Origin of the sequence: Klebsiella sp. P1927, from assembly GCF_018204675.1 — a bacterium.
Classification (GTDB): Bacteria; Pseudomonadota; Gammaproteobacteria; order Enterobacterales; family Enterobacteriaceae; genus Klebsiella; species Klebsiella pneumoniae.
On sequence record NZ_CP073378.1, the window covers coordinates 111,097 to 135,591 of the forward strand.

Sequence of the window (24,495 nt, forward strand, 5' to 3'; positions counted from 1 at the left end):
TTAATGCTATTCTGCTGATATCATCAGATTTGTTGTTAAAAAGTTACTTTTTGCGAGTCGTGTTCTTGCATGCGATAAAAACAAGCAGAGCAACCACACAAATTGTGAAGAATAACGCTTGCCATTGGCTCCTGAGATAATCCATTGATTGAGAATCGTATAACGCCGTAGTTCTATGAAGATCGTTGTTCTCAATCGCGACTTGTTGCTTTTGAGCGTCTGCACCCAAATCTTTTACCATTAACTCAATCATGTCGTTTTTTGTTGATTTTGAAATATTGCCCTCGTCAGTTCTATTTTTAGAGATGACCGCATCATGGCTTTGTTTTTGGCTTTCAAGTATAGAGATCAGATGCTGAATGCTAGAATTCAACTCTTCGCTGGATGAGTTATTTTTGTTCAATGATGAGATTAGTTGATCGATTTTTTCTTGTTCAAGTTTGTGCTTCAGTTGCACGGATATTTTATTGGTCAGTTCCTCCTGACTTTTATTAAGCACATTGTGCTCAGATATTTTCTCAGAAGTAGTGTTTCGTTCATTAATCAGGTCAGTTAAGTGGTTCAAACCCCGTAAATCGCTAGACTCAAATTTATCATTGGCTGGTTCATCAAAACTGCTGGCAAAGCTAACAGGGCTCATGAATGCAGTCAGAAGAATGACTGGCAGGGATGACCGAAAGAAGTTTGAAAATATAGAGGATTTCATAAAAATAACCTGAGTCGTAGATAAAGTGGTCTATCTATCGTACAGGCCAGTTAAGTTACTTTTCTGACTTAAATGCTCATAAACACGGTTTATGACATTTTTTTTTAGCAAACGTAGAGGTATGCCCCTGGGAGATAGAGGGGCACAAATCTGCTCAGCATCCCATCATCCGTTCCATTTTCTCCATTTGGCTCAGCTCATCGAGTTCACGCTGCTCACGCCGTCTTTCCACTAATGCTCTTTTTTCGCCGAAAGACATCTCGCGGATATTTGGAACTTTCACTTTCCCGCTGCCTTTACAGGTAGTGCAAAGGACATCATAGGCACCGTTAACGATCCTTTGCCGTTCCTCTGGCTCAATATCGTAAAGTTCAGAGTTGGTAAAACCATCTGAAAATGCAGGGTTGTCCATGCTACCGTGGCCATCACAGTGATGGCAAATTGCCCAATAAAAGTTGCCCATAATGCCTTCCTCAATCTGCTGTTACACCACTCATCGTCTGTTTTTAGCGGCTTATCGGTGGTTACGTCATTACACTTACAATTATATGCCGTAGGAGGAACATATTTTGCAATCACATCTATGTGGCGGCTCATGTTTTTCAAAGCACGTCAATGTATGCAGTCTGAGCGGAGGAATACGGCGAAATACGGTATGACCGCAGCTAAGTCGTAAGACCCAGATCCTGCCTCCTCTTTCTCCAGTTGTGATATCAATGTGTACAACATCCCTCCAGACCTTTTTCATTTTGGTTTCTTATCCAAGCTTTTTGCTGTTTTTATCAAAGGGAGGATCAATTACCATATCCGCAGCTTTGTCCCACTCACTTGGGGTCACTGCTCCCGTCAGGTACGCAATCCTCATACCTATTGTAGGTCTGCCCGCTTTCATGAGATACGCCGCTGCACCTGCACACATAGCATCTTTCGTTGAAGGGGTGTACAAGCCATCTTCAAATTGCCCGCCAGCAATAGAATGTACAATTTTATGGCAGTAAAAGGTTGTGTGATCATCTTTTACCAGGGTATCGATAATGGACGATAGACGACCAGGGCTCAGATGGATGGCCCCTTCTTTCCTGAAAGGGCAGTTAGCACAGGGCATCTTTAACCGAAACATATCTTTGATGCGGAAATGCCCCCCAGCACCCAAGGTTGTTGGTTCGATACTGCCTGTTTTATCTTTTTGCATAGTTGCACCAACCGTGATAAACGAAAATTGCTTGTGATTGCAGTCAGCGATCTGAGCACCGTTCCTCTTTTCTCTCTTCTGAATCGTCCCAGCAGTGTTCTGATATCTCTCTAGTGACAGCAACTGAGTTGTCTTCAGCTAAAACATGATAATCAGCAAACCTAAAGTTATCACACAGTATTACTGTGTAACGCTTCATTTTTGCTCCTCAGATCTGAGATCTGCAACCTAAACAAGATGGGGGTGTGTTATGTCGTAAAACTGTCCATAAGTTAGTTTCTTGAAGTTTGGGGGGATGATAACTGGTTTATTATACCCATCATTCCTGTTAGGTATGGCGAAAGCTAATGCATCCTGCCTTCCAGAGATTGTACCACCGTAAGTTGTCAGGATAGCTGTAGCGAAAGGGCGATTGGCCACTGGTCCACCGTGGGCGCTGTGCATGATGCCAAAATGATTAATTATGTATGAAGACCAGCATGGGAAAGGACCGAGTTTGTTATTAACATTTTTAATAATTACATCGAGTTTTTTGTTGAACTCCCGCCCATCCGATGTATTTCCTTTCCCCCGGGCTACAATCACCGGTACCTTATCCATATAGCTTCGTCTTTTGATCGTGATTTCGCACGGGAATTTGTGATCTGCTTTCCAGACGAATGACTGTATTTTATCCCCCTTATCACCAAAACTCTGGGAGTCGACCCAGCCTACGGCTTCAACGAGTGTCATGGCTTCTTTAATTAATTCTGACCGCTTCTGTGAAATCGGCTCGAAGGACTCAATTAGAGCCTGAACCTCTGGCCCTTCCACAATATAGTAATCATAAAACTTCACATGGTCGGACATTGTGCTTTCCTTTTAATAATATTGGTTTGGGTGCCATCAAAGAAAGTTACTTTCCGTGCGTCTAGTCTAGAGGCCTAGCACCTCTTTCATTTGCTTTTGCGTTCTGATGGCTTTTGCCAGCGTTAGATCAACATCTCCCCTGTATCCCGTACCATCAGGTAAAATAACCAGACGCACCATTTTTCTGTTAGGTTTACAAATCTCTATCCTGTCTCCTTTGCGAAATACAGAGTATCCTTTTTTACATGCCTCAGAGACTAATTTTTCAATACCTTTACTTGCCATAAGTTAGCCTTACTCGGATTGAATCAGTATTAAAATTAAATATACAGTACCAGGAGGCCACAAGGTCGACAACAGCAAGGCAAAATTTCATCCTGCCCAACATAAGCCAGCGGGTCATTATCATACTTCACTTCACCCGATTTTTTCTTGAGTCGACATGCACCGCAATAACCAGAACGGCATTGTGATTCCACCTGGATGCCTGCTGATTCCAGTTGTTCCAAGATAGTAGTAACGGCATCTTCGCCAGTTATAACTGCCTCACTCTGTTCGGTAGAAACAATCTGACAATTAAAGTTAGCTGACATAACGCCCCCTTGGTAGTTGGTTCATTATATCACTTCCAGATGCCACCATAACCCCCTTAATTATTTGGCAACAGAAAAAAACCTTAGTTAATACACCTCGTCATAAACAGCCAAAAATTTCCACTTGGGGTTTCCCTCAAAAAAACAAATTGAAAACACCCCACCCAAAAACTGCGAATGTTTTTGAAATATCACTCACCTTTTCTCTTCTAAATTTAAAATGACCCCTTGTCGTAGCGTTTTAATATGCAATCATATTCATAACAAAGGAGGAAATATGATTCATTCATTTGAAGAAAAAAATCTTGAGAAGTTATTTACGAGCGGGAAATCGCAGTCAGGGCTTCCTACGGATATTACTAACAGTCTTAAAAGAGCCCTTAATGAGTTACACGCTGCGGGAAGCGAAGCCGACCTGATCCGTCTTAAAAGCCGTAACTATGAAAAAATCCACCATACGCGGTTACGCGAACGTGAAAGGGCGGGCGATATGTCCTCTATCCGCGTGTCTTCAAAATACCGCCTGCTGTTTACGTGGGCCAATGGTGGGGCTAATCGGGTCAAACTTACCGCTCATGCCCATGCTTAAGGAATTGTTTAATGCACCATGTAGCAGAGCATCCTGAGGAAGAAATCCGGGCTATCGAGTTATATACATTGTTGGGCCGGGAAGGCGTGCAGGTGCGTCTGAACAGTCTCTCTGTTAAGGCTATATCTCGTTGGGAGCAGGCTCTACCTTTGCCTCCTGATTTTACGGGGACACCCTTTGATTTTCTAACGGATGCTGAACGCGAAGAAAGGCATCTTTTGTTAATCGGACAGATGCTCTGCATTGATGAACAGGCAGAGGCCCGCGAGCGTATCAAACAGCGTTTAGCCAGTCGTAGGAAAGGTAGCAGCCAGCAAAGAGCTGACTGAACCAGTCAAAGCAAATATATGGGACGACAATGTTAGAGAAAATTTATTACCTTGCCCTTTTTCTGATTGCGATTTGCATTATTCGCGGTTTCGTTTTCGCATGGAGCAGACGCAGTCCATTGGCCCTGACGTTGACCATCAGTGCCCTGGTGATTTGTCTGGCTTTCCATACTCTGAATAACTCCGTAGCAACAAGTATGGATCAGATATTGTCCGGTACCAGGGACTTTACACAGTGTGACTTCATTGACCAGCAATCAGCTGAAATCAGCGGTCGTGGCTATCCGGTCATTGTCCTAATGTGCGATGACGGTCAACAGGTTGTTAATGCTGACGTTTATTCACGACAGCTGATGCAGAATCAGGATTGCAACACGTTCAGGGCGGTGACAAGTTGTCACTTACTGCCAGAAAAGTAACTTTCGATAAAAATAATTATCCGCTGCGGCATTTGTAGCGGTTATGCGAGGAAGCTTACTTTCAAATCTGATAATCTTTCTGAAGTAAACATGCAGCGAACGAAAAACCTTATTAATCATAGAGAAAACAATGAATTTCAACGACGAGCAGAATAATGCCAGCGATAAACATGCAGATGATCCTGTGCAATCAGGACAGAGCGAACAAAACACAATTAGGATTCTTAAACCAGGATCAAATAACGACCTGATTGACCAACTTCGTGGTGGGCCTCTGGACAAAACATCCGTTAACTATGAATACCACTCACCGGATCCTACTGAAACTGCCCAACGTCTTGCTTTAATTAATTATTTCAATGCCGGAGAAGAAAAAATGGTGCCTTTTAATCCTGTTAATTTGCTTCAAATTATGTCATCTCACAAGATGGAGACAGATGATGTTGCGCTAATCGCCGGTACCGATTCTGTTGCAGTGGAGTCCTGGTTCAAGGATGGGGTCGCCAGTGAGACAGCACTGCACAACATCGCATGTGCGGTCGGGGTATCGACGGAATGGATTCGGGGCTTTGTCTCCGGTAAGGATGAAACCCTTAAGGCAAACAGTGAAGGCCTGACGAAAGAGTTGCAGAATCTTCCCCCTGAAGAAATCGCCGTTCTGACAAAAAGCTTCAGTTTGCGTTTGAAAGAAATCAGCGAACTCGATAACCACCAGCAGAGCCCAGCCGGGTCGATCGTCTCACTTAATGAGGTTTACAATAGTGATACCGAAGAGATCCTTGCTACTTATCGGCTACTGCCTGAAACAGAAAGACAAAATCTATATCGTGTGGTTTGTTTGAGACACAAAGAACTAGCACGACTTTACGAACAATATATTTAATATTAACAACCGATTAAAAAATGCAGTCTGGCTCCCGAACTGGACATTTGGTTGCAGGTGTCCATTTTTTATTTACACCTGCTTGTTTTCAAGGGAGTTCACAATTAGAAATAAACACTGGAACATCACAAGTAATCTCCATTTAAAATCCCCCCCCTTAGTCAGGGGCTATGATATTGCAATCAAAGAAAAATGACTTTCCGGGGGGGGGTAACCACACTCAAACATTGGATGTTTATTAACTAAATATGTCCTTTCCGTATTATTTTTGATTCTGATGAATTCGCCCCTGGCATTCAAGATTAAATATGAGATAATGATTACACGAATTTCACAGGGGTATGTTATGTCTCTTCTGAATCTGGATTTAATTGAAGCCATTTACTCTGATGCCGAGCGTGAACTCACCAATGATGAGTTATATAGGGAGGTACAGTCTCGCCTTTCAATTTCAGATAATGATTTCAATAAAAAAGAAAAATTCGGTTTGGCCGGTGTGCCGCATAACAAAATAAAACACCGTATCCGTTGGTTCCAACAGACGCTAAAAGCTATGAACGTCATTGAGCGTATAAGCTCAGGCCGTTCTCTATGGCGCCACTGTCGGAAAAACAAGTCAGGGCTTTCCGAAGTCAGGGAAGGGGCTTGTTTAGTGGCATTCAGTACAGATCTCGGCGTAGCGATTTTAGGAAATTCAACAATGGTGTTACCGGGCAATACCGAGCCGGTTCATCTCTGCCTGACTTCACCACCTTATCCGCTCAGAAAGCAGCGGGATTATGCTGCAGCCTTCAAAAGCGACTGTGACTATATTGATTTCATCGTAGAAGCCATTCGGCCAATTGCCCACCAGCTGGTTGACGGTGGTTCTGTCGTGCTGAATATCGGACAGGATATTTTTAATCCGGGGCGGCCTTCTCGTTCCCTCTATCCTGAGCGCCTGTTACTGGCCTTGTGCGAAAAGCTTGACCTCTACCTGATGGACCGGGTGCCATGGGTTAATATGAGCAAACCACCTTCTCCGACATATTGGGCCTGCCGCAAGAAAATTCACCTGCTGGCCGGGCATGAAATGATTTTCTGGCTGACCAATAATCCAGATGCTGTCCGCTCCTGTAACCAACGTGTTTTGCAGCCCCACACCGAGAGCCATAGCGCGTTGATTTCCAGAGGCGGAGAGATGCGCAAGACAATTTACGGTGACGGCGCTCATGGCGTGAAACCAGGGGCCTTTGCGCACCACACTAACGGGGCTATTCCCAAAAATGTGATGATCAGAGGCCATGCATGTGCTGACACTCGTCGGTTTCATCAGGAGGCTAAACGCTTAGGGCTTCCTGCTCATGGGGCGATGTTCCCTACGGCCATCCCCGATTTTTTCATACGGTTCCTGACGGAGGAAAACGAGCTTGTTGTTGATCCTTTTGCCGGTTCTCTCAAGACAGGCCTGGCCGCCGAGCGGCTCAACCGCAGATGGATGTGTTTTGATAGTATTCTGGAATGGTTACGAATTTCAGCCACCGGCTTTTTTTCTGACTTCCCGGGATTTGAGATGAACCCGATTATTGATAACGGTGAGTTGTTCGCGTAAGCGGCCGTTACGAATAAACATTATTCACTCTGTCTTTTGCGGAGTGAACGATCACAGGAGATGGCGATATGCCTGACATTATCCCGCACCAACAACAGCCGGAACGTCTTCATAAATTTCACTCCCTCAAGGGAGGGCAATACTGGCGCGCAAAAAACGATATTCCTGAGCAATGTATTGAACAGGATGAAGTGTTGCTGATTGAGTCGCTCCGCTGGGTTGATAATGCACTCCATACTGTGATCCTCCGCACCCATCCGTCAAAATACGGCAAAGACTTTGTTTTCAAATTTACCGATGCTGCTGGCCGTAGCTGCCGCACCACGAAATCGTTTAAAGAGCATCGATTTCTGTTTAATGACTTTCTGGATAAATTTGAATTTGCAGATGATGGGCAGGATATCCGGAGCCAGGAACTGCTTGCAGCTCAAAACCGGGTTAGCCAGCTGACTCAGCAAATGACCGAAACCATGTCTGATCCTGAAGCACTGCGTACGGAACTCCTCGGCAGGGTTGAAGCAAAGAAAGCCAGTTCATCGACGCCAGGCGATGACAAAAAGCAACTTCCTATGGTTATGGAGCTGTCTTCATCAACTGAGATAGCGTCTCTTGGCACAGCTCTGTCATCAGGTATCGATGAAGCCAAAATAGCACAGCTCCAGCAGGCTGTTGAGTTCAGACATGAAATCGCACAGGCGCAAATCGACTGGATTAAAGAAAAGAATAATGCGATTTCGAGAGCCGTCATGGCTATTACTCCCTATCTGGAAGAGTCGGCTGCCGCCCAGCTTGCCATTGCCGAAGAAAGTCGCGAAACGCTGAATAAACTGATGGACGGTATAAAGTCCCTTGACCTCTACATCGGGAAAGATGTGGTGGTGAACACTATCAGGGAGGGTGAATCAGCACCGCCACACATTCCCTTGACGTTCGTACAGCGTAAGCTGGCCGTCGATGAGGAAACGGCTGTTTTTCTCGATATAGGAGAATGGTTTGATTTTGAAAAGTTGCCACTTTTTTTCCATGCATTAAACAACCATCCAGGGCTGGTGGAGCAGATCTTCCCGTCACAGCGCTGCGTGGTATGTATGACCACTACCCGTCGCTATATTGATTATCAGGACCGTTGGGCTAACTGGGAGCTCAATGCAAAAAACCAGACGGTCTTTCTGATGGTTAGGGACGGCGAACGGCTGTTCCAGGTTTACTCTGGAGTAGAGTCTCACCTCGGCGCTCATACACTTTTTCCAACCACCGATGAACAGGGAAATATCTTTCGAGGCATTGACGGTTCGCAGGTTACGTTCAATGACGTGTCATACACTGACAAGCTTAAAGCGCATGAGATGGTTGCTCTGCATTATTACCGGTTTCTTATCCTGTGCTGCGGGCTCGACCACCGGCTTAAGCTGTTTGGCGAGTTCTACGACCCTCAGGACCGCTTAAGTTTCGTCTCTATGGCGTTCCAGGAGAAGTATTGTCGATTCATTTATGATCATGATGGTACTGGCCTTCTGGACGATCCTGATGCGAAAGTGCGCCCCTCTATTGAGGAGTATATAACCCAGGCCAATAGCCATTTGCGCTCAGGTTCAAGGGTGTTCTGCGAGTGGAGAGCTGTTTGTACACCAAATACCGCGCCGGGCGTTGTGAAAGTCGATACTGGTACCAGTTACCGATCCTATTATTTTACCGCCGATTTCATCAATGATGAGGGAATGGCGGTGGCCTTTACCCGCAACAATGAGATTTGCGTGGAGGTTCCGGTCAAAAAAGATATCTACCGTCGCACTCGGGCTAATGATGTACGTGAATTTAATGCGAAAGTATCCCTCACTAATTTTCAGCGTGATCCGTGGGATGACGCCTGCAGCGTGGGATTCCTCTGTCTGGACGCGGTTAAAGCCGATGATCTGGATTATTACATCCACAGCCGTTCCAGCCGTAAAAATTTTATGTACTACATAAAGCTCTTCAAACGCCTTTCAGCTGTCCTGAGAGCGGAAGAAGAGCAGGAGAAGCCCTATCGGCAAAAGCTCATCAGAGCGCTGGTGGATGGCAACATAGGCACAAAAACTAATCGTGCTGAAATCGTCGACAAGACAGTCATCACCTGGCGGGCGGACAAAAAAGGTCAGCCGCTTAGTGAAGGAATTGACAACGAGAAAAGCTGGAAAGCATTACTTGGCATGATGGACCTGATCGCCTGGCGCGGTTTGAGCCATAGAGAGGCTGCAGTGGAGATGGCCATCTTCCGGGGTAGCAAACCGTTACGTCTTATAGTCACGACAAATGCCAGACTGGCTCTGTATGTTACCCCTACAGCCGAGGAACGTGACGATCGCGTGGAAAAACATAAGTGGGCCATGCTGCTGACCTTTAAAATGTCAGCAAAAGGGCTGACTCTTGATTCCAGCAAACCTGCGTTGCTAAGCAAAAATAGTGTTTGCGAAACAACCCTCTATGAATGGCCGGAGGCCAATGAGTGGAAAGGGTTGAAATCAGTGTTCTCCAGCTTTCACGAAAAGCAAAGAGCGTTTGAATATATTGAGACAGGCAAAGAGGACCTCCGAAAACTGTCTCCGGCTAACCCCTCAGAATTTGAGGCTGGGGTACGTGAATGGATGACGGCCTACTGCGAAATGAATGATTACCGCAAAACCGGGGGCCAGGTGCAGCAGCCGAGATTGATGATACCGGTAGGCATCTACATTAACCGGGGAGACTGGCAGTATATCTACGTCACAACAGAAAGTGAGGCCGCTGGGTATTTTTATCACAACAGCAGCGAACGCCTGAAAAAGGAACTTTATCAGGAATATGTTTCACGCTTTGCTCACCCGGAAGGAAAGCTCGAAAGGCTTGAAACTAGGGGGAACAGGCTGGCATTGGGCATGACGAACAGAACTCCCGACATCGGCATGTTCTGTGCAGATCGCAATGTTGAAATGGATAGCGTGAATTATGGACCTTTATCTTAGGAAGGTGCGAACAAGTTCCTGATATGAGATCATCATATTCATCCGGAGCGCATCCCAGAGGGACATCATGAGCCATCAACTCACCTTCGCCGATAGTGAATTCAGCACTAAGCGCCGTCAGACCCGAAAAGAGATTTTCCTCTCCCGCATGGAGCAGATTCTGCCATGGCAGAATATGACCGCTGTCATCGAGCCGTTTTATCCCAAGGCGGGCAATGGCCGACGGCCCTATCCGCTGGAGACCATGCTGCGTATTCACTGCATGCAGCATTGGTACAACCTGAGCGACGGTGCCATGGAAGATGCCCTGTACGAAATCGCCTCCATGCGCCTGTTTGCCCGATTATCCCTGGATAGCGCCCTGCCGGATCGCACCACCATCATGAATTTCCGCCACCTGCTCGAGCAGCATCAACTGGCCCGTCAATTGTTCAAGACCATCAATCGCTGGCTGGCCGAAGCAGGCGTCATGATGACCCAAGGCACTTTGGTGGATGCCACCATCATTGAGGCACCCAGCTCTACCAAGAACAAAGAGCAGCAACGCGATCCGGAGATGCATCAGACCAAGAAAGGCAATCAGTGGCACTTTGGCATGAAGGCCCACATTGGTGTCGATGCCAAGAGTGGCCTGACCCACAGCCTGGTCACCACCGCGGCCAACGAGCATGACCTCAATCAGCTGGGTAATCTGCTTCATGGAGAGGAGCAATTTGTCTCAGCCGATGCCGGCTACCAAGGAGCGCCACAGCGCGAGGAGCTGGCCGAGGTGGATGTGGACTGGCTGATCGCCGAGCGTCCCGGCAAGGTAAAAACCTTGAAGCAGCATCCGCGCAAGAACAAAACGGCCATCAACATCGAATACATGAAAGCCAGCATCCGTGCCAGGGTGGAGCACCCGTTTCGCATCATCAAGCGGCAGTTCGGCTTCGTGAAAGCCAGATACAAGGGGCTGCTGAAAAACGATAACCAACTGGCGATGTTATTCACCCTGGCCAACCTGTTTCGGGTGGACCAAATGATACGTCAGTGGGAGAGATCTCAGTAAAAACCGGAAATAACGCCAGAAATGGTGGAAAAAATAGCCTAAATAGGCTGATTCGATGTGTTTGCGGGAAAAAAATCGGCCCAGATCCGCGAAATTTTAATCAGCGAGTCAGCTTGGGAAGAAATGACCTGCTTATTCGCACCTTCCCTTACAGCGCCTACAGTCAGCTTCAGCGAATTGAAAACCGATTGTTTTTTGTCCTCGCTGAAGCGGAACGCGGGTTACATCGCAGGATTTATATTGCCGATAACCTTAAAAGCGATAATGGTGAGTTTATCATAGATAAACTCCTTGGTTCTTCACATCTACAGGTGCAGTCTGCCGTTGATGTATTCGAAGTCATTCTACCTAAGTCGTTGTCAGAAGGGCCGCTGCCGGTAATCAAATCGAGTGGTGAAATCTACCGTATTCACCACTGGTTTGATATCTGTCCAAAAGGCGCTGAGGCTAATATTTCATTGAGCAATATCGAGGCACCAGTAAATAAGGTTACCAGACACAGTTTCGATAGCAGGGAGGCGGCAATCATGCATATCCTGATGCAGAAGGAAACCGTTAAGAAAAGTGTCTCCGGAGACAGATCCAACACGCCAGAAGGCGTTGTCGAAAGGTGGTATTAGGGGAGCTTTATGTTTAGCTCGTTCTTTGTTTTGACCAGTATTGTTGTTTGGATTATGCCGGTGATGACTATCGCTGGCGCAATTTTCCGTAAGGACCTGTTAACCCGAAAAGAATGGATTTTTCTCGTATTCTTTAGCATTGTCGGTGCATCCTACGTTTCTTATTCCAGCTGGCAGGACAGGAACATAGGCCTGGTGCCAATAGGGAAAGAATATTTATCTTGCCAGTTAAAATCGCGTAATGAACCCGACCCCGAAACTTTCAGGACTGTGACCCTTGATTGTGGCGGAGAAGAAAAAATGGCTAAAGAGGAATTGTATGATGCAGCTGTAAAAGCCGCCATAAAATACGGTTACGAGTAAATCATAAAGAACCACTTTTCTCCATTTTACCCCTCTACAATTTAGTATTTCGTTCTATCCACCAGCACAGGCCCACGGTCCCGGTAAACCCGGAACCGGGACCTGTGCCGTGAGACCACTTTAGACGGGTCACATCACTTCAAAGGGAAGCTATCGCCGTCTCAGTCACCCGGTCTCAAAATTTTTACAGGCATTCAGCCTGCAAAAACTTTGAGCTGCGGCTTCCTTCTCCGCCCTTTTTCGTTCTGTTTTCCCCGTCTGCGTTTGTCTCACGGCACAGGTCAGGCCGCACACAATCCTAAATTGCAGGAGAATACGCTATGAATGCTTTTAATAATCTGTTTAACCGTCACTGTCAAAACACTCTGCTGGCTCGCGGATGGCCTGCCGATATGGAACTGAACTATTCATTAGCTTACTGCCAGGGAGATGGAGTGGCATTTTACGGCGTGCTGCATGACAAAGAAATATTGTCCTTACTGGCTGGTCTGGTGAAATATAATCATATCACTGCAAAACTGGCAGAAGAGGTTGCCGAAGTAATCAAAGACAGCGAAACAAAACTCATCCTTGAACGCAACGGTTTTGGGTACCGATATTCTCATGCAAATACCATCCGAGTCCTGTTAGAAAATTACCCGGAAGATATCGGATATGAAGATCGCTTTTATGACGTTCTGGATAGTATCCAGGGGAGCATTGAGGAGATATGTAGCACGCTTGAAAATGACGGTTATAAAATCCATGAAAATATGAGCCCTTCCTATGCAGGCGACCTTGTTATGTCACGTGCCACAGCTAATTTCGAAATCATTGTAACCGAAAGCGAAGAGGAATTTTGGGACACATCAGATGCATGGGATGATGAATGTAAAGATTTATACATAGCTGATCTTCTTACCGGGAGATATGAACTGAAGAATCTTGAAATAATCGTGAGGGGAAAAACCACAGGAAAGGTATACGGACAACATTACGCCGAACTGGTTTCAATTAACAAAAATAGTCCGGTGCGACGTTGGTTTGACCGCGAATGGTTAAGATTAGCATTTGAGGAAGCGCGGGTAAAAATTGAAGATAGCCGTAAGGAACTTACAAACATAAGGTTATAGTTTCTCCAATGAGGGGCTGCAGCAGTGCAGCCCCAACCTTTCAGGTGACCGTCCCAGGAGTAGTGCGATTCATGGTCCGATGGGTTCAGAAAACATTGCCAGATAGCGTTTGCTGTCTTCTGCGCCCCTTGCTGTACGAAATCTAAGGCCCGAACCATAGCTTTCGTAGCTACGTTTATCCTTGAAAGAACCATTTTCTAACGACATCAAACCATCCACAAAAGCCCAATTTTTGGATTATCGTCCGGAAGCGATCGTGCTCAGGATCACGCGGATCCTTTTCTGGATCGTTAAGGGTAAAACCTTTCAGTTAGTTCAGCCTGCTAGTTAACTAGCCTCTCAGAGGCCCGTAATCGCTCTCAGAAGCCGTTTCTTAGAAAAATGGTACCTACCTACGTATAATATTTGCGACTAATCCTGGTGTGTTTGACGACCATTCTGCGCTGGATCCGATCATTACCACTGTTCGAGGTACCGAAACTCAACCACCAGCACTACCCTGCAGAGTCAACACCCACTGGTTTTGTTCTTATCATACTAATAAATAAAGAATTATTAAACTGTATGACAGTGATCTACGTTATGTCTTCGGCATATTTGTTGTTGTTTATTCCGATCTGGGATCCAGCTTCGGTAAGAGTTAGGGGTCAAATCCCCTAAAAGGAGACAAATGCTGTGTTTGTAAACGATTTTGTGGGTCCAGCCACTTATCCCCGTTATCCACACCCTATAACCAATAATTGATCCCAATATGATCCTAGATCTAACCCATAAAAACCAAAAGGATCCCCGGCACTGTATCCAATTGAATTATATAAGAAAATCGACACTTTTGATTAACCGTCGTACGTGTTTTTGTTAATGTTCATATGGAGTTTCATTAATACATGAATGATTTTAGTTAACAGTCGTATGCTGGATGATCTACAGTAATGGGATTCAACATTAACGGTCGTATGTTTAGGATAGGAATGACTGTGAACAAGAAAACGGAAAAAATTAACAATGAAATCAAAGAACAAGCCGCATTCTCATTCAATGTCGTAGGGGGTACGGGTAAAGTTACTAACTTTACCCCTGGTAACAATGGTACCGTTCAACCTGTTGCTTTGTTGAGGCTTGGGGTATTTGTCCCGGCCCCTCCGGGCGTAGCAAAGAAAAACCTCCCAGAGGGTTTGGTTACGATGGATGTGTCCCGCGATTTACAGCATATGCAGATCGCATCCAGTGAAGGCTACAAAGAAATATCGCTATCCAGCCCTCGTCTTGATATGGGGACAGATTTCCGTGTATGGCTTGGTATAGTCCGTTCATTACATGACCATGGCCATTACTCAGGAAGGATTAAGCTTCCTTTTAGCACCTTCCTTAAAAATTGTGGGTTTGACCCCTCGAGGTCGAATAAGCCCATGAAACAACGTATCGATGCTTCGATGATTAAACTGAAAATGGTCACTTTTCAGTTCCGCAATGAAGATTCAACCCTCACGACCGGCCTCATTAACTGGGCACGGTACAACATAAAAACCAATGAGATTGAGATAGAGGGAGATCCCCGGATTCAGGAGCTCTATCAGATTGACTATAAGGTTTATCTTCGCCTTAAGGCTCTTGATAATCTGCAAAGGAAAGAGTCCGCCCAGGCCTTGTATACCTACCTCGCCAGCCTACCTAAAGACCCTGCACCAATCTCAATGAAACGCTTTCGCGACCGTTTACGGCTAACGTCCCCAGTAGCCTCTCAGAACATGATCATTCGCCGTTCGTTGAAGGAGCTTGAGCAAATCGGTTACTTGCAATACAGAGAAGAGAAGATTGGTCGGTCAATAAAGTTCCACATACTTAAACGAAGTCCCTCGCTGGATGCCAAAAAGACCATCCTGGTCCCGGCTGCACATAACCCAGCTGATGACGATGCACTGATACATAAACTTAAAATGCTGAAGGCTGCAGGTTACTCAGAAACTGAGATTGCTGGCGTTCTGGATGCCCTCGATAAGTTGCAGAGGGAAGGAAAACCGGAATCCGAAGTCGAAGATGCCGATTTTGAGGAGCTTTAATTCAGGAAATCAGGCGTACAAAAGAGGGGGATGACTCTCTGGAAGAATAGTCCCCTTATCGAAAAGTAACTTTTATCGCTGTTGCTGCACTTTTAACTACACGTCCATTGTTGCCTCTCTACACGAAAACACAGTAACTATCTGATACTACAGCAAATAAACTTCATTCAAGACAAGTTCAATCAGAAACATTAACGGTCGTATGTTGTCATTCGTATCCGACCTCTCCAGCTCAAAACATTAACCGTCGAACGTTCCTATGGACGTGCAAAGCCCGCAGATTGTCACTTTAATCTGAAAGAATTAACGGTTGTACGTTCACAGTATCAGGGTAACCCCAGAAAGATAGTGGCGTTTTACATTATAAAACAATAACTTAATAGCAATTCAAGTAGGTTGACATGGTTAGATAGCAGTTGTGCTCATCCTATGAAAAGTGAAAAGATTAACCGTCGTACGTATCACCATGCATTTTTACAGGGATGCGAACTTACCGTTAGTTGCGATGTTTGTTACCTCGTAAGCCATCGAGTGAGCCCAGATCAACGGGGCCTTATGTTGCATGCTAAGGGTCGATTATCGTAAAGCTACTCTCCGGTTTTACTTTCTGGTCACAACGCAACTTTGAGAAAGTTACTTTTATGCCGGAAAGTGTTCTATGCGTTGTGCGGTTCTGGTTCCAGGACAACGCTTGTACGCTCGTTCGTTCTAAGAGATCGCTTTGCCCAGGTAAATAACCAGGACGGAAAGTTACTTTTGTCGATAAACCCTGTTCGAGATTGGTTTCGCCAGGTGTAAGCAAGAGCCTATAGATGAAGAGAGGGACAGAGTGGAACGAAGGCATTTTCTTTGTGCATCCGTTCGTACATCTGGCCTACTCTGACCTCCAGCACTGACGCAAGGTTTATCGCAATCAAAAGTAACTTTGTTAAACAACCTCACCAGATTTGCTCCGGTAATCCGTTGCTAATCACAGGCAGGACAATTTTACAGAGTCAGCGAATCATTTTTCGTAACTAAGGAACGTTTTTTGGGGATGTAAACAAAAAAATGTCATTACATATCAATGCTGTATAAATAAACAGTGTGACAACATAACTGCGGCTGTTTTTTGACCGATGGGAGGGGGTGGGGGGGACGAGGAAAAGAGGGCAGCGTCTAAGGCATAGTTATGGTTTTGACCGTATGTCTCTAATGAGTCGTATAAAGTTTAAAAAGAGATGAGAAGACTACATCATAAATATGAAGCATATTCCTCTTAGAGATATCTGTGTTGTGGGGGATGATCTGTTGTTTATGACCATGCTGTACTCCCGTAAAAGTCACTTTTCCGCTTTTCTCACTGTTGTCGGTACACTAGTCATTTTTATACTTGCACCGGCACCCTACACATTTGTGCTGGTGGGCCATCTCGAGACCAGAACAACATGATCAATCACTCACGCCTCAGTCACCCTCTGTAGCTCTTTCCGTAATTATTGGATGTTTATGATATATAAAATGTTTTTTGGACGGAATTCTTAAATAGGGGCTTTACACAACGTTTCAATCTGTATAATTGTTCCTGCCAGACACGAATACAATAGGGGTTTTAACTGCATATGGGAGAACGTGGAAGTTGCCGAAGAAATCGAAGCCTACGCTGCTTGCCCTGCTATGAAAAAAACTGGCACCGTTTAAGGGCGGGTCTGGATCATAACGGATGGGGAGATGTATCAGTACTCGCAACTAAAGGTACAGGTTATATGTGTAAATGCAGGCAGTGCGGGCACGAATACATATCCTATTCCCTGGCTGCACGCCGCCAGTTTCAGTACCAGATAAACAGAAAATTCGCCCTATCCAGCATGCAGGAAAATAAATTTTATTCAAAAGACAATTTATCGTCTTAAGCCAGAATCCCCACTGCATATCAGGATACACTTCAAGTATATGGTGGTTATGTATGGAAGAGTGAATTATGTTTCGGACAAGCAGAAGATATCTGGTTAGAAAGATAATCAAAAATTAAGGCAGGTCAGAGTAATGAAATCCTCTATTCCACCGATTCTGTATGGAAGAAATATATCCGATATTTCGGAGAAGCATTTTGCCCCCTGGTTCTGTCATGACGATCAATACCCTGCTTTGGTGCTGGCTTCAACGAAGATAGTTCCGGAGTCACATTCCCAGGACTGGTTCCTTGGCGAAGAACAATGCGGAGGCCACAGTTGTAACCAGTTCCCGGCAGCGGTATTACCATTGCAGATCATGCCTCAAAAACATGGGATGCTGGAGAGCATTGCAGATGAGGCATTTGAGCCACGCTCGCTCGATTATTTTAACTGCGCGGGCGACGAGGAACAGATGCGGGTACGGCTGAATTATCAGTCATACGTTATTTCTCTCGGGTTAACCTGCTCGGACGAAAATGCTCTCCTGTTGACACAGGCGCTATACCCCCTGGATGCGACTGACGCCAATCTCAGGGCCTTAACCACAGAACAGACCGATCTCAGAAGCCTTAATGTCACCACTGGGCTGGTCCTTTTTGTAGTGGGGGTGAACTGCGACTAGGAGAGAGAAGTAAAGAATAGTGTCATTACTATGCCACAGGCACAAATTAACCAATAAAAGTCACTTTTGAGGTAGAAATGAAAAACATTAAACGGGAAGCATTACTGGTACCCATCATCGGGCTGTTGATCCTCTCCTACCACATGGGCTATTTCCTTTCTGACTGGCCTTTCTGGCAGGTATACGCCATCCTGGCGCTGGCCTACTTTGCTGGTCGTTTTGGACTGAAAAAAAGGGCGTCTTCTAAAGACGAACCTCAGGAAGGCAAAACTACCGGTCAGTAAAGCATTACCTGTACTGGCCTGTTCCACTCTCTACATACAGGCCACTCAGTCAATTTACGGAAAAGCATAGAAGGAAAAACACCATGAGTAACATGACCGTGTCGTTTTACAGCAAAAAACATCATGACACTGTAGCAAGCGCTATTAAGGCCCGTGCAACATCATCAATTGAGCTGCTCTGTTCTCCTACGCTGAATCAGCTTCTGGATCTGACAAATTCAATCTGCCTGTGCGCAGGAATTGAAAATCAGGTTGGCATTTTTGTTGCGGACTCAGAAACTGACGAATCCGCTCCCGGTGAACAGGTATCTAAGACCCATGCAGTCTGGCTATATAACCAGAAACAGCATAGTGCTGCCCGTGATGCGATTGTTAAGAAAGACATTACGGAAGTGAAGATTGATGAGCCGCTGACGCTTAATGAACTTCTGGCGATCATCGATGTGGTCAGTCGTTGTGCAGGTATTGATGAGGACGTAGTCGGTATTGCCGAGCCGATGATGACGGTTATTGATGCTGGGCATCGCGGGCAATCTACGGCTCAGGAATTGATGCTGCACTGATAAAACCCACTCGCAAAAGTTACTTTTGCTAAGAGGTGTTTATGCTGTTTCGGAAACTGGTGTTGTTGGGAGGGGCCTGTACCTTACTTTTGGCCTATCACGGTGGTTATTGGCTAAGCGACTGGCCGTGGTTGTTTTATTACGCGTTGGTCTCCTGGTGGTTTTCATTTAGCTGGTATATTTTCATTACCCCTAAAGTTCCAGTTGTTCCAGGCAACATAAATAAAAACGAAAAATCATTATCCATAGCGGGGAAACCTCTGACTCACCGGTATAAACAGAGTGATAGTGATGATTCCTCACTGATTATCCATAGCATTTATTTATCATCAACAAGCAACGTACAATCGGATAGTACCATTATTAATGGAGGAGATTGCAGTTATTCGGACACTTCAGATTCAGGGTGCAGTGGAGGTGATTAACAGTCATGGATGAATAATTAATATTTATATAAAACAGTGTGCGCCGGGAGACCGGTAGAGATCAAGGGGTGAAAGTCCCCGACCATTGAAGGACCAGCAATCCACAAGGTCCCCGAGTCATGCGTTGCATACCGCGAGGTATGGGGCGAAGCGTTGACAGGGGTGTTGACAGGCCAGCCATTGAGCCACGAAATGTATATTAAATTACCGGGTGCCGACGTTGTACTGTTAACGGAAGGCAACATCATAGGGTGCGATACTGCGAGTGCCACATGGACCCGGCGGGGTCTGAGACCCTGGCATGTCAATACGATCTCTACGCGGGAACCGGGAGATCTCCCCTCTGACCATCTGCCAGTGTCGGAGATGGCCCGCACCGGGAAGACGAGGAGTCATAGCCGGTGATGTACGGAGAGGAGAAGTCGGACTCGCTCATAGTAGCGGCGAAGCAGGCGAACAACCCGAAAGGAGCGGAGTCAGTGGAGCGAAGGAGCGGGGCCAAGGGGAACGCGGAACAGCCACACATGCGCCGGACACAGAGCCGGGAAAGCATGTCACAGAGGCTGTCACGCGTGCGGGAAGCTGCGAAGCAGCGGAAGAAAGAACGGTTTACAGCATTGTTCCACCTGCTGACAGTCGAAGCACTGGAAGCCGCATTCCTCTCCCTGAGCAGGAAAGCGGCCGCCGGAGTGGATGGCATCAGGTGGATGGACTACGCCGGAAACATGAAGAACAACATAACAGATCTGCACCGGAGGCTACATCAGGGCAGCTACAGGGCGCAGCCCGGCAGGCGTCACTACATCCCAAAAGCGGATGGAAAACAACGCCCGCTCGGCATCGCCTCGCTGGAGGACAAGATCGTCCAGTATGCGCTGGTGAAAATCCTGAACGCAGTCTATGAAAACGACTTTATGGGGTTCTCATACGGGTTCAGACCCGGGCGAAGCCAGCACGATGCACTGGACGCACTGGCCACAGGGCTGGTACGCACTAACGTAAACTGGGTACTGGATGCCGACATCAGTCAGTTCTTCGACAGGGTGAGCCACGAATGGCTGATCAGGTTCACAGAGCATCGGATCGGCGACCGGAGGGTAATCAGGCTCATACGTAAGTGGCTCACAGCCGGGACGTCGGAGGAGGGTCAATGGCGAGCAACGGAGGAAGGCACCCCACAGGGTGCGGTCATCTCACCGCTGCTGGCAAACATATACCTCCACTACGTATTCGATCTGTGGGCGCATCAGTGGCGACGTCGCTATGCCACAGGCAATGTGGTAATGGTCAGATACGCCGATGACATCGTCATCGGGTTCGACAAACGATACGATGCCCGGCGCTTCCGTATAGCCATGCAGCGCAGACTGAGGGAGTTCGGACTCACGGTTCACCCGGAGAAAACCCGTCTGATGGAGTTCGGCCGCTTCGCTGCCGAAAACCGTGCCATCAGGGGAAAAGGCAAACCAGAAACGTTCAACTTCCTCGGGTTCACGCACATCAGCGGGAAAGATCGCAACGGCAGGTTCATGCTGATACGAAAGACCCGCCGGGATCGGATGACGGCAACTCTGAAAGCCATCAAAGACGGGCTGCGAAGGCGCTGGCATTACTCAATCCCCGAACAGGGAAAATGGCTCAGGAGAGTGGTTCAGGGATACCTGAACTATCACTCGGTACCGGGCAACTTCCCCACCATGCAGAAGTTCAGGACACACGTAACAAACCTCTGGCGCCGGGCGCTCAGGCGCAGGAGCCAGAAGGATGATACGACCTGGACGAAAGCAAACAAACTGGCAGCCGCATGGCTACCAAGGGTTCGGGTTCTTCATCCATGGCCTGTGGAGCGGTTCACCGCCAGACACCCGAGGCAGGAGCCCGGTGCGTAAATCGCGCACGCCGGGATCTGTGCGGGGGGTATCCGGTAACGGGTATCCCTACCGCGACGTTTTTAAGTGATCGGAGGTTGTGCCTATGTTCTTAATTCCAATGGAAAATCCTGAGAAAATCGCCATCCCTTTATTTCTCGAGCGGTGTGCAGCTGGCTTCCCCAGCCCTGCCCAGGATTATACTTCCAGTGAGCTAGACCTGAACGATTATTGCATCAGGCATCCATCCGCAACATATTTCGTGCGAGCTCAGGGAAACAGCATGCAGGATGTCGGTATGCGTGATGGAGATTTGCTGGTGGTGGACCGTTCTCTGCGTCCTCAACATCGCGATATCGTGATCGCCGAGGTGGACGGCGGCTTCACTGTTAAACAGCTCCAGACCACTCCCAGACTGGCCCTGTTGCCTATGAACAATGCTTATTCACCAATTTACCCAGACCCCGATGAACTGACAATTTTTGGCGTGGTGACTCATTGGGTTCATCGTGCCCGGGGTAATCTGTAATGTATGCTCTGGCGGATGTGAACAGCTTTTATTGCAGTGTTGAGAAATGCTTCAGACCCGATTTACGCGATAAACCAGTGGTCGTCCTTTCTAACAACGACGGCTGCGTTATAGCTCGTTGTAAACTGGCCAAAAAATTCGGCATTCCTATGGGTTTACCCTGGTTTAAGTTGCGTGAGCAGCGCTTCCCGGAGCCCGTGATTGCCTTCTCCAGTAACTACGAGCTGTATGCCAGCATGAGCGCCAGAGTACATTTCTGCCTGGAGGAATTATCATCCCGTGTCGAAGAGTATTCCATCGATGAGTCTTTTATTTGGGCTGGTGGGATTGATAACTGCATGACGTTTGAGGAATACGGACATCAGCTAAGGGATCATGTTTTCCGCTGCACTGGACTGACGATAGGGGTAGGCTTGGCCCCTACAAAAACCCTTGCGAAAGCCTGCCAGTATTCCAGTAAGACCTGGCCCCAGTTCGGAGGGGTACTCGCACTGACTGCAGGCCAGCGTAATCGGATAGATAAGATGCTTTCTCTGATGCCGGTAGAGGAGGTGTGGGGGGTTGGTGGACGAACCACAAGTAAGCTTCATGCAATGGGCATAACCACTGCGCTGGAGCTGGCTCGTACTAACCCTGCATTCATAAGACGAAACTTCACCGTAGTTCTTGAACGAACAGTGAGGGAACTACGGGGAGAAAGTTGTATCGACCTGGAGGATGCCCCGCCACCAAAACAACAGATCATATGCAGCAGGAGCTTTGGGCAGCGTATAACAACGTATGAATCCATGCGGCAGGCAATTTGCCAGTATGCTGAACGTGCTGCGGAAAAATTGCGCCAGGAACGTCAATACTGCGGTCAGGTATCAGTTTTCATAAAAACCTCGCCTTTTTCAAAACATGAACCCTATTACAGCAAAGTCTCCAGCGAACAGCTCTGCATTCCATCACGTGATACGCGGGACATTATCGCGGCGGCTGGCCGGGCTCTGGATAAAATCTGGAAAGAAGGACATAACTATGCAAAGGCGGGAGTCATGCTCAACGATTTCCGTCCCTGCGGAGTTACCCAGCTATCGTTATTTGATGAAGGGAGGTCGTATGCAAACAGTGACGCGCTCATGAACGTACTGGATACGATAAACAACTCAGGCAAAGGCAAAGTATGGTTTGCCGGTCGTGGCATCGCACCGGCGTGGTCAATGAAGAGAGATATGCTCTCTCCAGCCTACACAACGAGGTGGGACTCGATACCGATCGCTACACTCTGAGTTATCGCAATCAGGAAAAATGCCTTCCGTCTGCTGGTGGTTGATATTTGCTCTGGTGTTACCATTTGGGTATAATATAATGACCAAATGGAGGTTTGCTATGAAAACTTTTAGTTTGTCCTCAACTCCAGCCAGACCACAGCGCCTCTGGCAGGTTGCCGGGTTAAATAATGCTGATGGTGTAGCGCTCCTGGGCCAAATCAATGAAGGCCTGGACGGGAAGGTGGTGAACCGGATCACTGACTGGGCCAGAATAACCCAGAATGACCTGAGAAAAATGTCCGGTATCCCGTCAACCACATTTAGCCGCAGTGTGAAGGCACGTTTTAACCCGGAACAAAGTGAACGTCTGGTACGGATTATCCGCGTTATTGATCGGGCGGTAGATTTGTTTGAAGGCGACAGGGAAGCCGCACAGAAGTGGTTGAACGAACCTAACCGGGCATTGAGCTGGAAAGTGCCAGCAGACCTGATGGCATCCGAAACGGGAGCCTATGAGGTCATTAAGCTGATTACGCGTCTGGAGCATGGGGTGTACTCGTGATCCTCTACAGGCTGACGAAAACAAAGTATCTTTCTACGGCCTGGACCGGATATGGTGCGAAAGAGGCTGGTGGGCGCTGGAATAGCGTGGGGGTGTCAATGGTATATGTCTCCGAAACGGCATCACTAACGATGCTGGAGACCCTGGTACACCTGCATGCGGCACAGATAATGGACTCTTTCACGCTACTGAGTATCGATGTGCCTGATGAACTGATACAAAGCGCAAACATGGATGAATTACCGGGCAACTGGGCTGATGAGGATGCGCCTCAGGAACTGGCTGATTACGGAGATGCCTGGTCATTTACCAGGAGCTCGGTTGCACTGCGTGTTCCCTCAGCCTTATCGCCGGTAGAGTTCAATTATCTGTTAAATCCTGAGCACCCTGAGTTTTACGGGATCGTGCAGAAGGCTCAACAGATACCGTTCCGGTTTGATAGTCGTCTTAAACCTGACAGGAAGTGAAGCAAGAGAGGATAGGGCGCTGTCATGATGCCTGGCGCTCCTGCCCGGTGTCACATAAAAAAGCCCGCCAGCGGCGGGCAAAGACTACACACAGCTATTACAGGATGATTCAGGCAGTTTCTTCGTAAACGTTGTAATCCAGTTTTGCTCCACTGTAATTCTGCAGACTACGGGCTTTATTCATCGCGCAGCTGAACGCATTCGAACGATCGCCTGCACTCCCGTTATGCCCATAGCGGGCAATTTCATACGGTTTCTCATAACTGCATTCTTCCAGCACAATAAAGGCTCCCGGTTCACTGGTCAGCAATTCGAAACCAAGACCTGCGGCTTTTGTATTCCTTAGCTGGTAATATGCAGTGAGTGTCATAATTGATTCCTTAAATAATACCGATACAAAGATATTTCTACAGGCATTGTTGAGTCTGTGAAATTGCTGATAGTTCAGAGTGCCTGTAAGTAATAATAACTTATTCAAGTGGCGCGTCAATTGGCTAAATAACCTTACCGTCATTATATTTTGAAAGAAATACAATCAGGAAAAGTGACTTTAAAAATCTCTTTCGGATATGACGCTACTGATATCTGATATTGCCTGGAGAATTTTGTCATAGGCGTAGACCTCTATTTGGGCGTAAATCTTCAATCTGGTA

26 protein-coding genes are annotated in these 24,495 nt (G+C 47.0%); 19 read left to right on the top strand and 7 right to left on the bottom strand.

Annotated elements, in window-relative coordinates:
• Nucleotides 1-43: 43 nt before the first annotated feature.
• From KB892_RS27780 to yfaE, 6 genes are all read right to left on the bottom strand, one after another.
• The gene (locus tag KB892_RS27780; RefSeq protein WP_016947056.1) at nucleotides 44-706 is read right to left on the bottom strand and encodes a hypothetical protein; all 663 of its coding nucleotides are present in this window, start codon (nucleotides 704-706) and stop codon (nucleotides 44-46) included.
• Nucleotides 707-860: 154 nt separating this feature from the next.
• Nucleotides 861-1,169: a hypothetical protein gene (locus tag KB892_RS27785; RefSeq protein WP_004026456.1), complete on the bottom strand. Its 309-nt coding sequence runs from the start codon at nucleotides 1,167-1,169 to the stop codon at nucleotides 861-863.
• A 294-nt stretch (nucleotides 1,170-1,463) separates the two neighbouring features.
• Nucleotides 1,464-1,898, bottom strand: a complete 435-nt coding sequence (locus tag KB892_RS27790) for a hypothetical protein (protein WP_004026454.1) — start codon at nucleotides 1,896-1,898, stop codon at nucleotides 1,464-1,466.
• 228 nt (nucleotides 1,899-2,126) lie between these two features.
• A complete protein-coding gene (locus KB892_RS27795) occupies nucleotides 2,127-2,747 on the bottom strand; it encodes a hypothetical protein (RefSeq protein WP_016947058.1) in 621 nt (206 codons plus the stop codon).
• A gap of 66 nt (nucleotides 2,748-2,813) precedes the next feature.
• A complete protein-coding gene (locus tag KB892_RS27800) occupies nucleotides 2,814-3,032 on the bottom strand; it encodes a hypothetical protein (protein ID WP_004196689.1) in 219 nt (72 codons plus the stop codon).
• Between the two features lie 35 nt (nucleotides 3,033-3,067).
• Complete coding sequence (gene yfaE / locus KB892_RS27805) at nucleotides 3,068-3,340, bottom strand: class I ribonucleotide reductase maintenance protein YfaE (protein ID WP_016947059.1); 273 nt, start codon at nucleotides 3,338-3,340, stop codon at nucleotides 3,068-3,070.
• 277 nt (nucleotides 3,341-3,617) lie between these two features.
• Between yfaE and KB892_RS27810 the strand changes: the two genes are divergently transcribed.
• The 19 genes from KB892_RS27810 to KB892_RS27900 all read left to right on the top strand — a co-directional run bounded on the left by KB892_RS27810 (nucleotide 3,618) and on the right by KB892_RS27900 (nucleotide 23,842).
• Nucleotides 3,618-3,929 (top strand): type II toxin-antitoxin system RelE/ParE family toxin, encoded by a 312-nt coding sequence (locus KB892_RS27810; protein ID WP_004181835.1) that lies wholly within the window; start codon nucleotides 3,618-3,620, stop codon nucleotides 3,927-3,929.
• 11 nt (nucleotides 3,930-3,940) lie between these two features.
• Nucleotides 3,941-4,258: a hypothetical protein gene (locus tag KB892_RS27815; protein WP_004026449.1), complete on the top strand. Its 318-nt coding sequence runs from the start codon at nucleotides 3,941-3,943 to the stop codon at nucleotides 4,256-4,258.
• Between the two features lie 29 nt (nucleotides 4,259-4,287).
• Entirely contained in the window at nucleotides 4,288-4,677 is a 390-nt protein-coding gene (locus KB892_RS27820) for a hypothetical protein (RefSeq protein ID WP_016947060.1), read from the top strand.
• A gap of 130 nt (nucleotides 4,678-4,807) precedes the next feature.
• A complete protein-coding gene (locus KB892_RS27825) occupies nucleotides 4,808-5,560 on the top strand; it encodes a hypothetical protein (RefSeq protein ID WP_223336009.1) in 753 nt (250 codons plus the stop codon).
• Nucleotides 5,561-5,906: 346 nt separating this feature from the next.
• Nucleotides 5,907-7,151, top strand: a complete 1,245-nt coding sequence (locus tag KB892_RS27830; RefSeq protein WP_040120313.1) for a site-specific DNA-methyltransferase — start codon at nucleotides 5,907-5,909, stop codon at nucleotides 7,149-7,151.
• Nucleotides 7,152-7,219: 68 nt separating this feature from the next.
• Nucleotides 7,220-10,132: a hypothetical protein gene (locus tag KB892_RS27835; RefSeq protein WP_186956223.1), complete on the top strand. Its 2,913-nt coding sequence runs from the start codon at nucleotides 7,220-7,222 to the stop codon at nucleotides 10,130-10,132.
• A 67-nt stretch (nucleotides 10,133-10,199) separates the two neighbouring features.
• A complete protein-coding gene (locus KB892_RS27840) occupies nucleotides 10,200-11,180 on the top strand; it encodes an IS5-like element ISKpn26 family transposase (protein ID WP_000019445.1) in 981 nt (326 codons plus the stop codon).
• Nucleotides 11,162-11,800, top strand: coding sequence for a hypothetical protein (locus KB892_RS27845; protein WP_226034517.1), 639 nt, complete (start codon nucleotides 11,162-11,164; stop codon nucleotides 11,798-11,800). The genes KB892_RS27840 and KB892_RS27845 overlap by 19 nt, the downstream gene beginning before the upstream one ends.
• A gap of 9 nt (nucleotides 11,801-11,809) precedes the next feature.
• Complete coding sequence (locus tag KB892_RS27850) at nucleotides 11,810-12,163, top strand: hypothetical protein (protein ID WP_004181839.1); 354 nt, start codon at nucleotides 11,810-11,812, stop codon at nucleotides 12,161-12,163.
• Nucleotides 12,164-12,483: 320 nt separating this feature from the next.
• On the top strand, nucleotides 12,484-13,275 hold the full coding sequence (locus KB892_RS27855; protein ID WP_014386487.1) for a hypothetical protein: 792 nt from the start codon (nucleotides 12,484-12,486) through the stop codon (nucleotides 13,273-13,275).
• Nucleotides 13,276-14,246: 971 nt separating this feature from the next.
• Entirely contained in the window at nucleotides 14,247-15,335 is a 1,089-nt protein-coding gene (locus KB892_RS27860; protein WP_004181841.1) for a RepB family plasmid replication initiator protein, read from the top strand.
• 2,025 nt (nucleotides 15,336-17,360) lie between these two features.
• Complete coding sequence (locus KB892_RS27865; protein ID WP_101992387.1) at nucleotides 17,361-17,891, top strand: hypothetical protein; 531 nt, start codon at nucleotides 17,361-17,363, stop codon at nucleotides 17,889-17,891.
• A gap of 77 nt (nucleotides 17,892-17,968) precedes the next feature.
• Complete coding sequence (locus KB892_RS27870) at nucleotides 17,969-18,175, top strand: hypothetical protein (RefSeq protein ID WP_004026437.1); 207 nt, start codon at nucleotides 17,969-17,971, stop codon at nucleotides 18,173-18,175.
• 83 nt (nucleotides 18,176-18,258) lie between these two features.
• Nucleotides 18,259-18,738, top strand: coding sequence for a hypothetical protein (locus KB892_RS27875; protein WP_004181843.1), 480 nt, complete (start codon nucleotides 18,259-18,261; stop codon nucleotides 18,736-18,738).
• 826 nt (nucleotides 18,739-19,564) lie between these two features.
• Nucleotides 19,565-21,052, top strand: a complete 1,488-nt coding sequence (gene ltrA / locus KB892_RS27880) for a group II intron reverse transcriptase/maturase (RefSeq protein ID WP_004178082.1) — start codon at nucleotides 19,565-19,567, stop codon at nucleotides 21,050-21,052.
• Nucleotides 21,053-21,137: 85 nt separating this feature from the next.
• The gene (umuD, locus tag KB892_RS27885; RefSeq protein ID WP_004181893.1) at nucleotides 21,138-21,560 is read left to right on the top strand and encodes a translesion error-prone DNA polymerase V autoproteolytic subunit; all 423 of its coding nucleotides are present in this window, start codon (nucleotides 21,138-21,140) and stop codon (nucleotides 21,558-21,560) included.
• Complete coding sequence (umuC, locus tag KB892_RS27890) at nucleotides 21,560-22,831, top strand: translesion error-prone DNA polymerase V subunit UmuC (RefSeq protein WP_004181894.1); 1,272 nt, start codon at nucleotides 21,560-21,562, stop codon at nucleotides 22,829-22,831. The genes umuD and umuC overlap by 1 nt, the downstream gene beginning before the upstream one ends.
• Nucleotides 22,832-22,931: 100 nt before the next feature.
• Nucleotides 22,932-23,375, top strand: a complete 444-nt coding sequence (locus tag KB892_RS27895) for a type II RES/Xre toxin-antitoxin system antitoxin (protein WP_004181895.1) — start codon at nucleotides 22,932-22,934, stop codon at nucleotides 23,373-23,375.
• Nucleotides 23,372-23,842 (top strand): RES family NAD+ phosphorylase, encoded by a 471-nt coding sequence (locus tag KB892_RS27900; protein ID WP_004026354.1) that lies wholly within the window; start codon nucleotides 23,372-23,374, stop codon nucleotides 23,840-23,842. The genes KB892_RS27895 and KB892_RS27900 overlap by 4 nt, the downstream gene beginning before the upstream one ends.
• 109 nt (nucleotides 23,843-23,951) lie before the next feature.
• Here the strand turns inward: KB892_RS27900 and KB892_RS27905 are convergent, their stop codons facing one another.
• The gene (locus KB892_RS27905; protein ID WP_004026352.1) at nucleotides 23,952-24,212 is read right to left on the bottom strand and encodes a hypothetical protein; all 261 of its coding nucleotides are present in this window, start codon (nucleotides 24,210-24,212) and stop codon (nucleotides 23,952-23,954) included.
• Nucleotides 24,213-24,495 lie beyond the last annotated feature (283 nt).

Bases quoted from the DNA above. Each gene is read 5' to 3' on its own strand.
- KB892_RS27780 (WP_016947056.1), bottom strand. From the start codon at position 706: ATGAAATCCTCTATATTTTCAAACTTCTTTCGGTCATCCCTGCCAGTC.
- KB892_RS27785 (WP_004026456.1), bottom strand. From the start codon at position 1,169: ATGGGCAACTTTTATTGGGCAATTTGCCATCACTGTGATGGCCACGGT.
- KB892_RS27790 (WP_004026454.1), bottom strand. From the start codon at position 1,898: ATGCAAAAAGATAAAACAGGCAGTATCGAACCAACAACCTTGGGTGCT.
- KB892_RS27795 (WP_016947058.1), bottom strand. From the start codon at position 2,747: ATGTCCGACCATGTGAAGTTTTATGATTACTATATTGTGGAAGGGCCA.
- KB892_RS27800 (WP_004196689.1), bottom strand. From the start codon at position 3,032: ATGGCAAGTAAAGGTATTGAAAAATTAGTCTCTGAGGCATGTAAAAAA.
- yfaE (WP_016947059.1), bottom strand. From the start codon at position 3,340: ATGTCAGCTAACTTTAATTGTCAGATTGTTTCTACCGAACAGAGTGAG.
- KB892_RS27810 (WP_004181835.1), top strand. From the start codon at position 3,618: ATGATTCATTCATTTGAAGAAAAAAATCTTGAGAAGTTATTTACGAGC.
- KB892_RS27815 (WP_004026449.1), top strand. From the start codon at position 3,941: ATGCACCATGTAGCAGAGCATCCTGAGGAAGAAATCCGGGCTATCGAG.
- KB892_RS27820 (WP_016947060.1), top strand. From the start codon at position 4,288: ATGTTAGAGAAAATTTATTACCTTGCCCTTTTTCTGATTGCGATTTGC.
- KB892_RS27825 (WP_223336009.1), top strand. From the start codon at position 4,808: ATGAATTTCAACGACGAGCAGAATAATGCCAGCGATAAACATGCAGAT.
- KB892_RS27830 (WP_040120313.1), top strand. From the start codon at position 5,907: ATGTCTCTTCTGAATCTGGATTTAATTGAAGCCATTTACTCTGATGCC.
- KB892_RS27835 (WP_186956223.1), top strand. From the start codon at position 7,220: ATGCCTGACATTATCCCGCACCAACAACAGCCGGAACGTCTTCATAAA.
- KB892_RS27840 (WP_000019445.1), top strand. From the start codon at position 10,200: ATGAGCCATCAACTCACCTTCGCCGATAGTGAATTCAGCACTAAGCGC.
- KB892_RS27850 (WP_004181839.1), top strand. From the start codon at position 11,810: ATGTTTAGCTCGTTCTTTGTTTTGACCAGTATTGTTGTTTGGATTATG.
- KB892_RS27855 (WP_014386487.1), top strand. From the start codon at position 12,484: ATGAATGCTTTTAATAATCTGTTTAACCGTCACTGTCAAAACACTCTG.
- KB892_RS27860 (WP_004181841.1), top strand. From the start codon at position 14,247: ATGACTGTGAACAAGAAAACGGAAAAAATTAACAATGAAATCAAAGAA.
- KB892_RS27865 (WP_101992387.1), top strand. From the start codon at position 17,361: ATGAAATCCTCTATTCCACCGATTCTGTATGGAAGAAATATATCCGAT.
- KB892_RS27870 (WP_004026437.1), top strand. From the start codon at position 17,969: ATGAAAAACATTAAACGGGAAGCATTACTGGTACCCATCATCGGGCTG.
- KB892_RS27875 (WP_004181843.1), top strand. From the start codon at position 18,259: ATGAGTAACATGACCGTGTCGTTTTACAGCAAAAAACATCATGACACT.
- umuD (WP_004181893.1), top strand. From the start codon at position 21,138: ATGTTCTTAATTCCAATGGAAAATCCTGAGAAAATCGCCATCCCTTTA.
- umuC (WP_004181894.1), top strand. From the start codon at position 21,560: ATGTATGCTCTGGCGGATGTGAACAGCTTTTATTGCAGTGTTGAGAAA.
- KB892_RS27895 (WP_004181895.1), top strand. From the start codon at position 22,932: ATGAAAACTTTTAGTTTGTCCTCAACTCCAGCCAGACCACAGCGCCTC.
- KB892_RS27905 (WP_004026352.1), bottom strand. From the start codon at position 24,212: ATGACACTCACTGCATATTACCAGCTAAGGAATACAAAAGCCGCAGGT.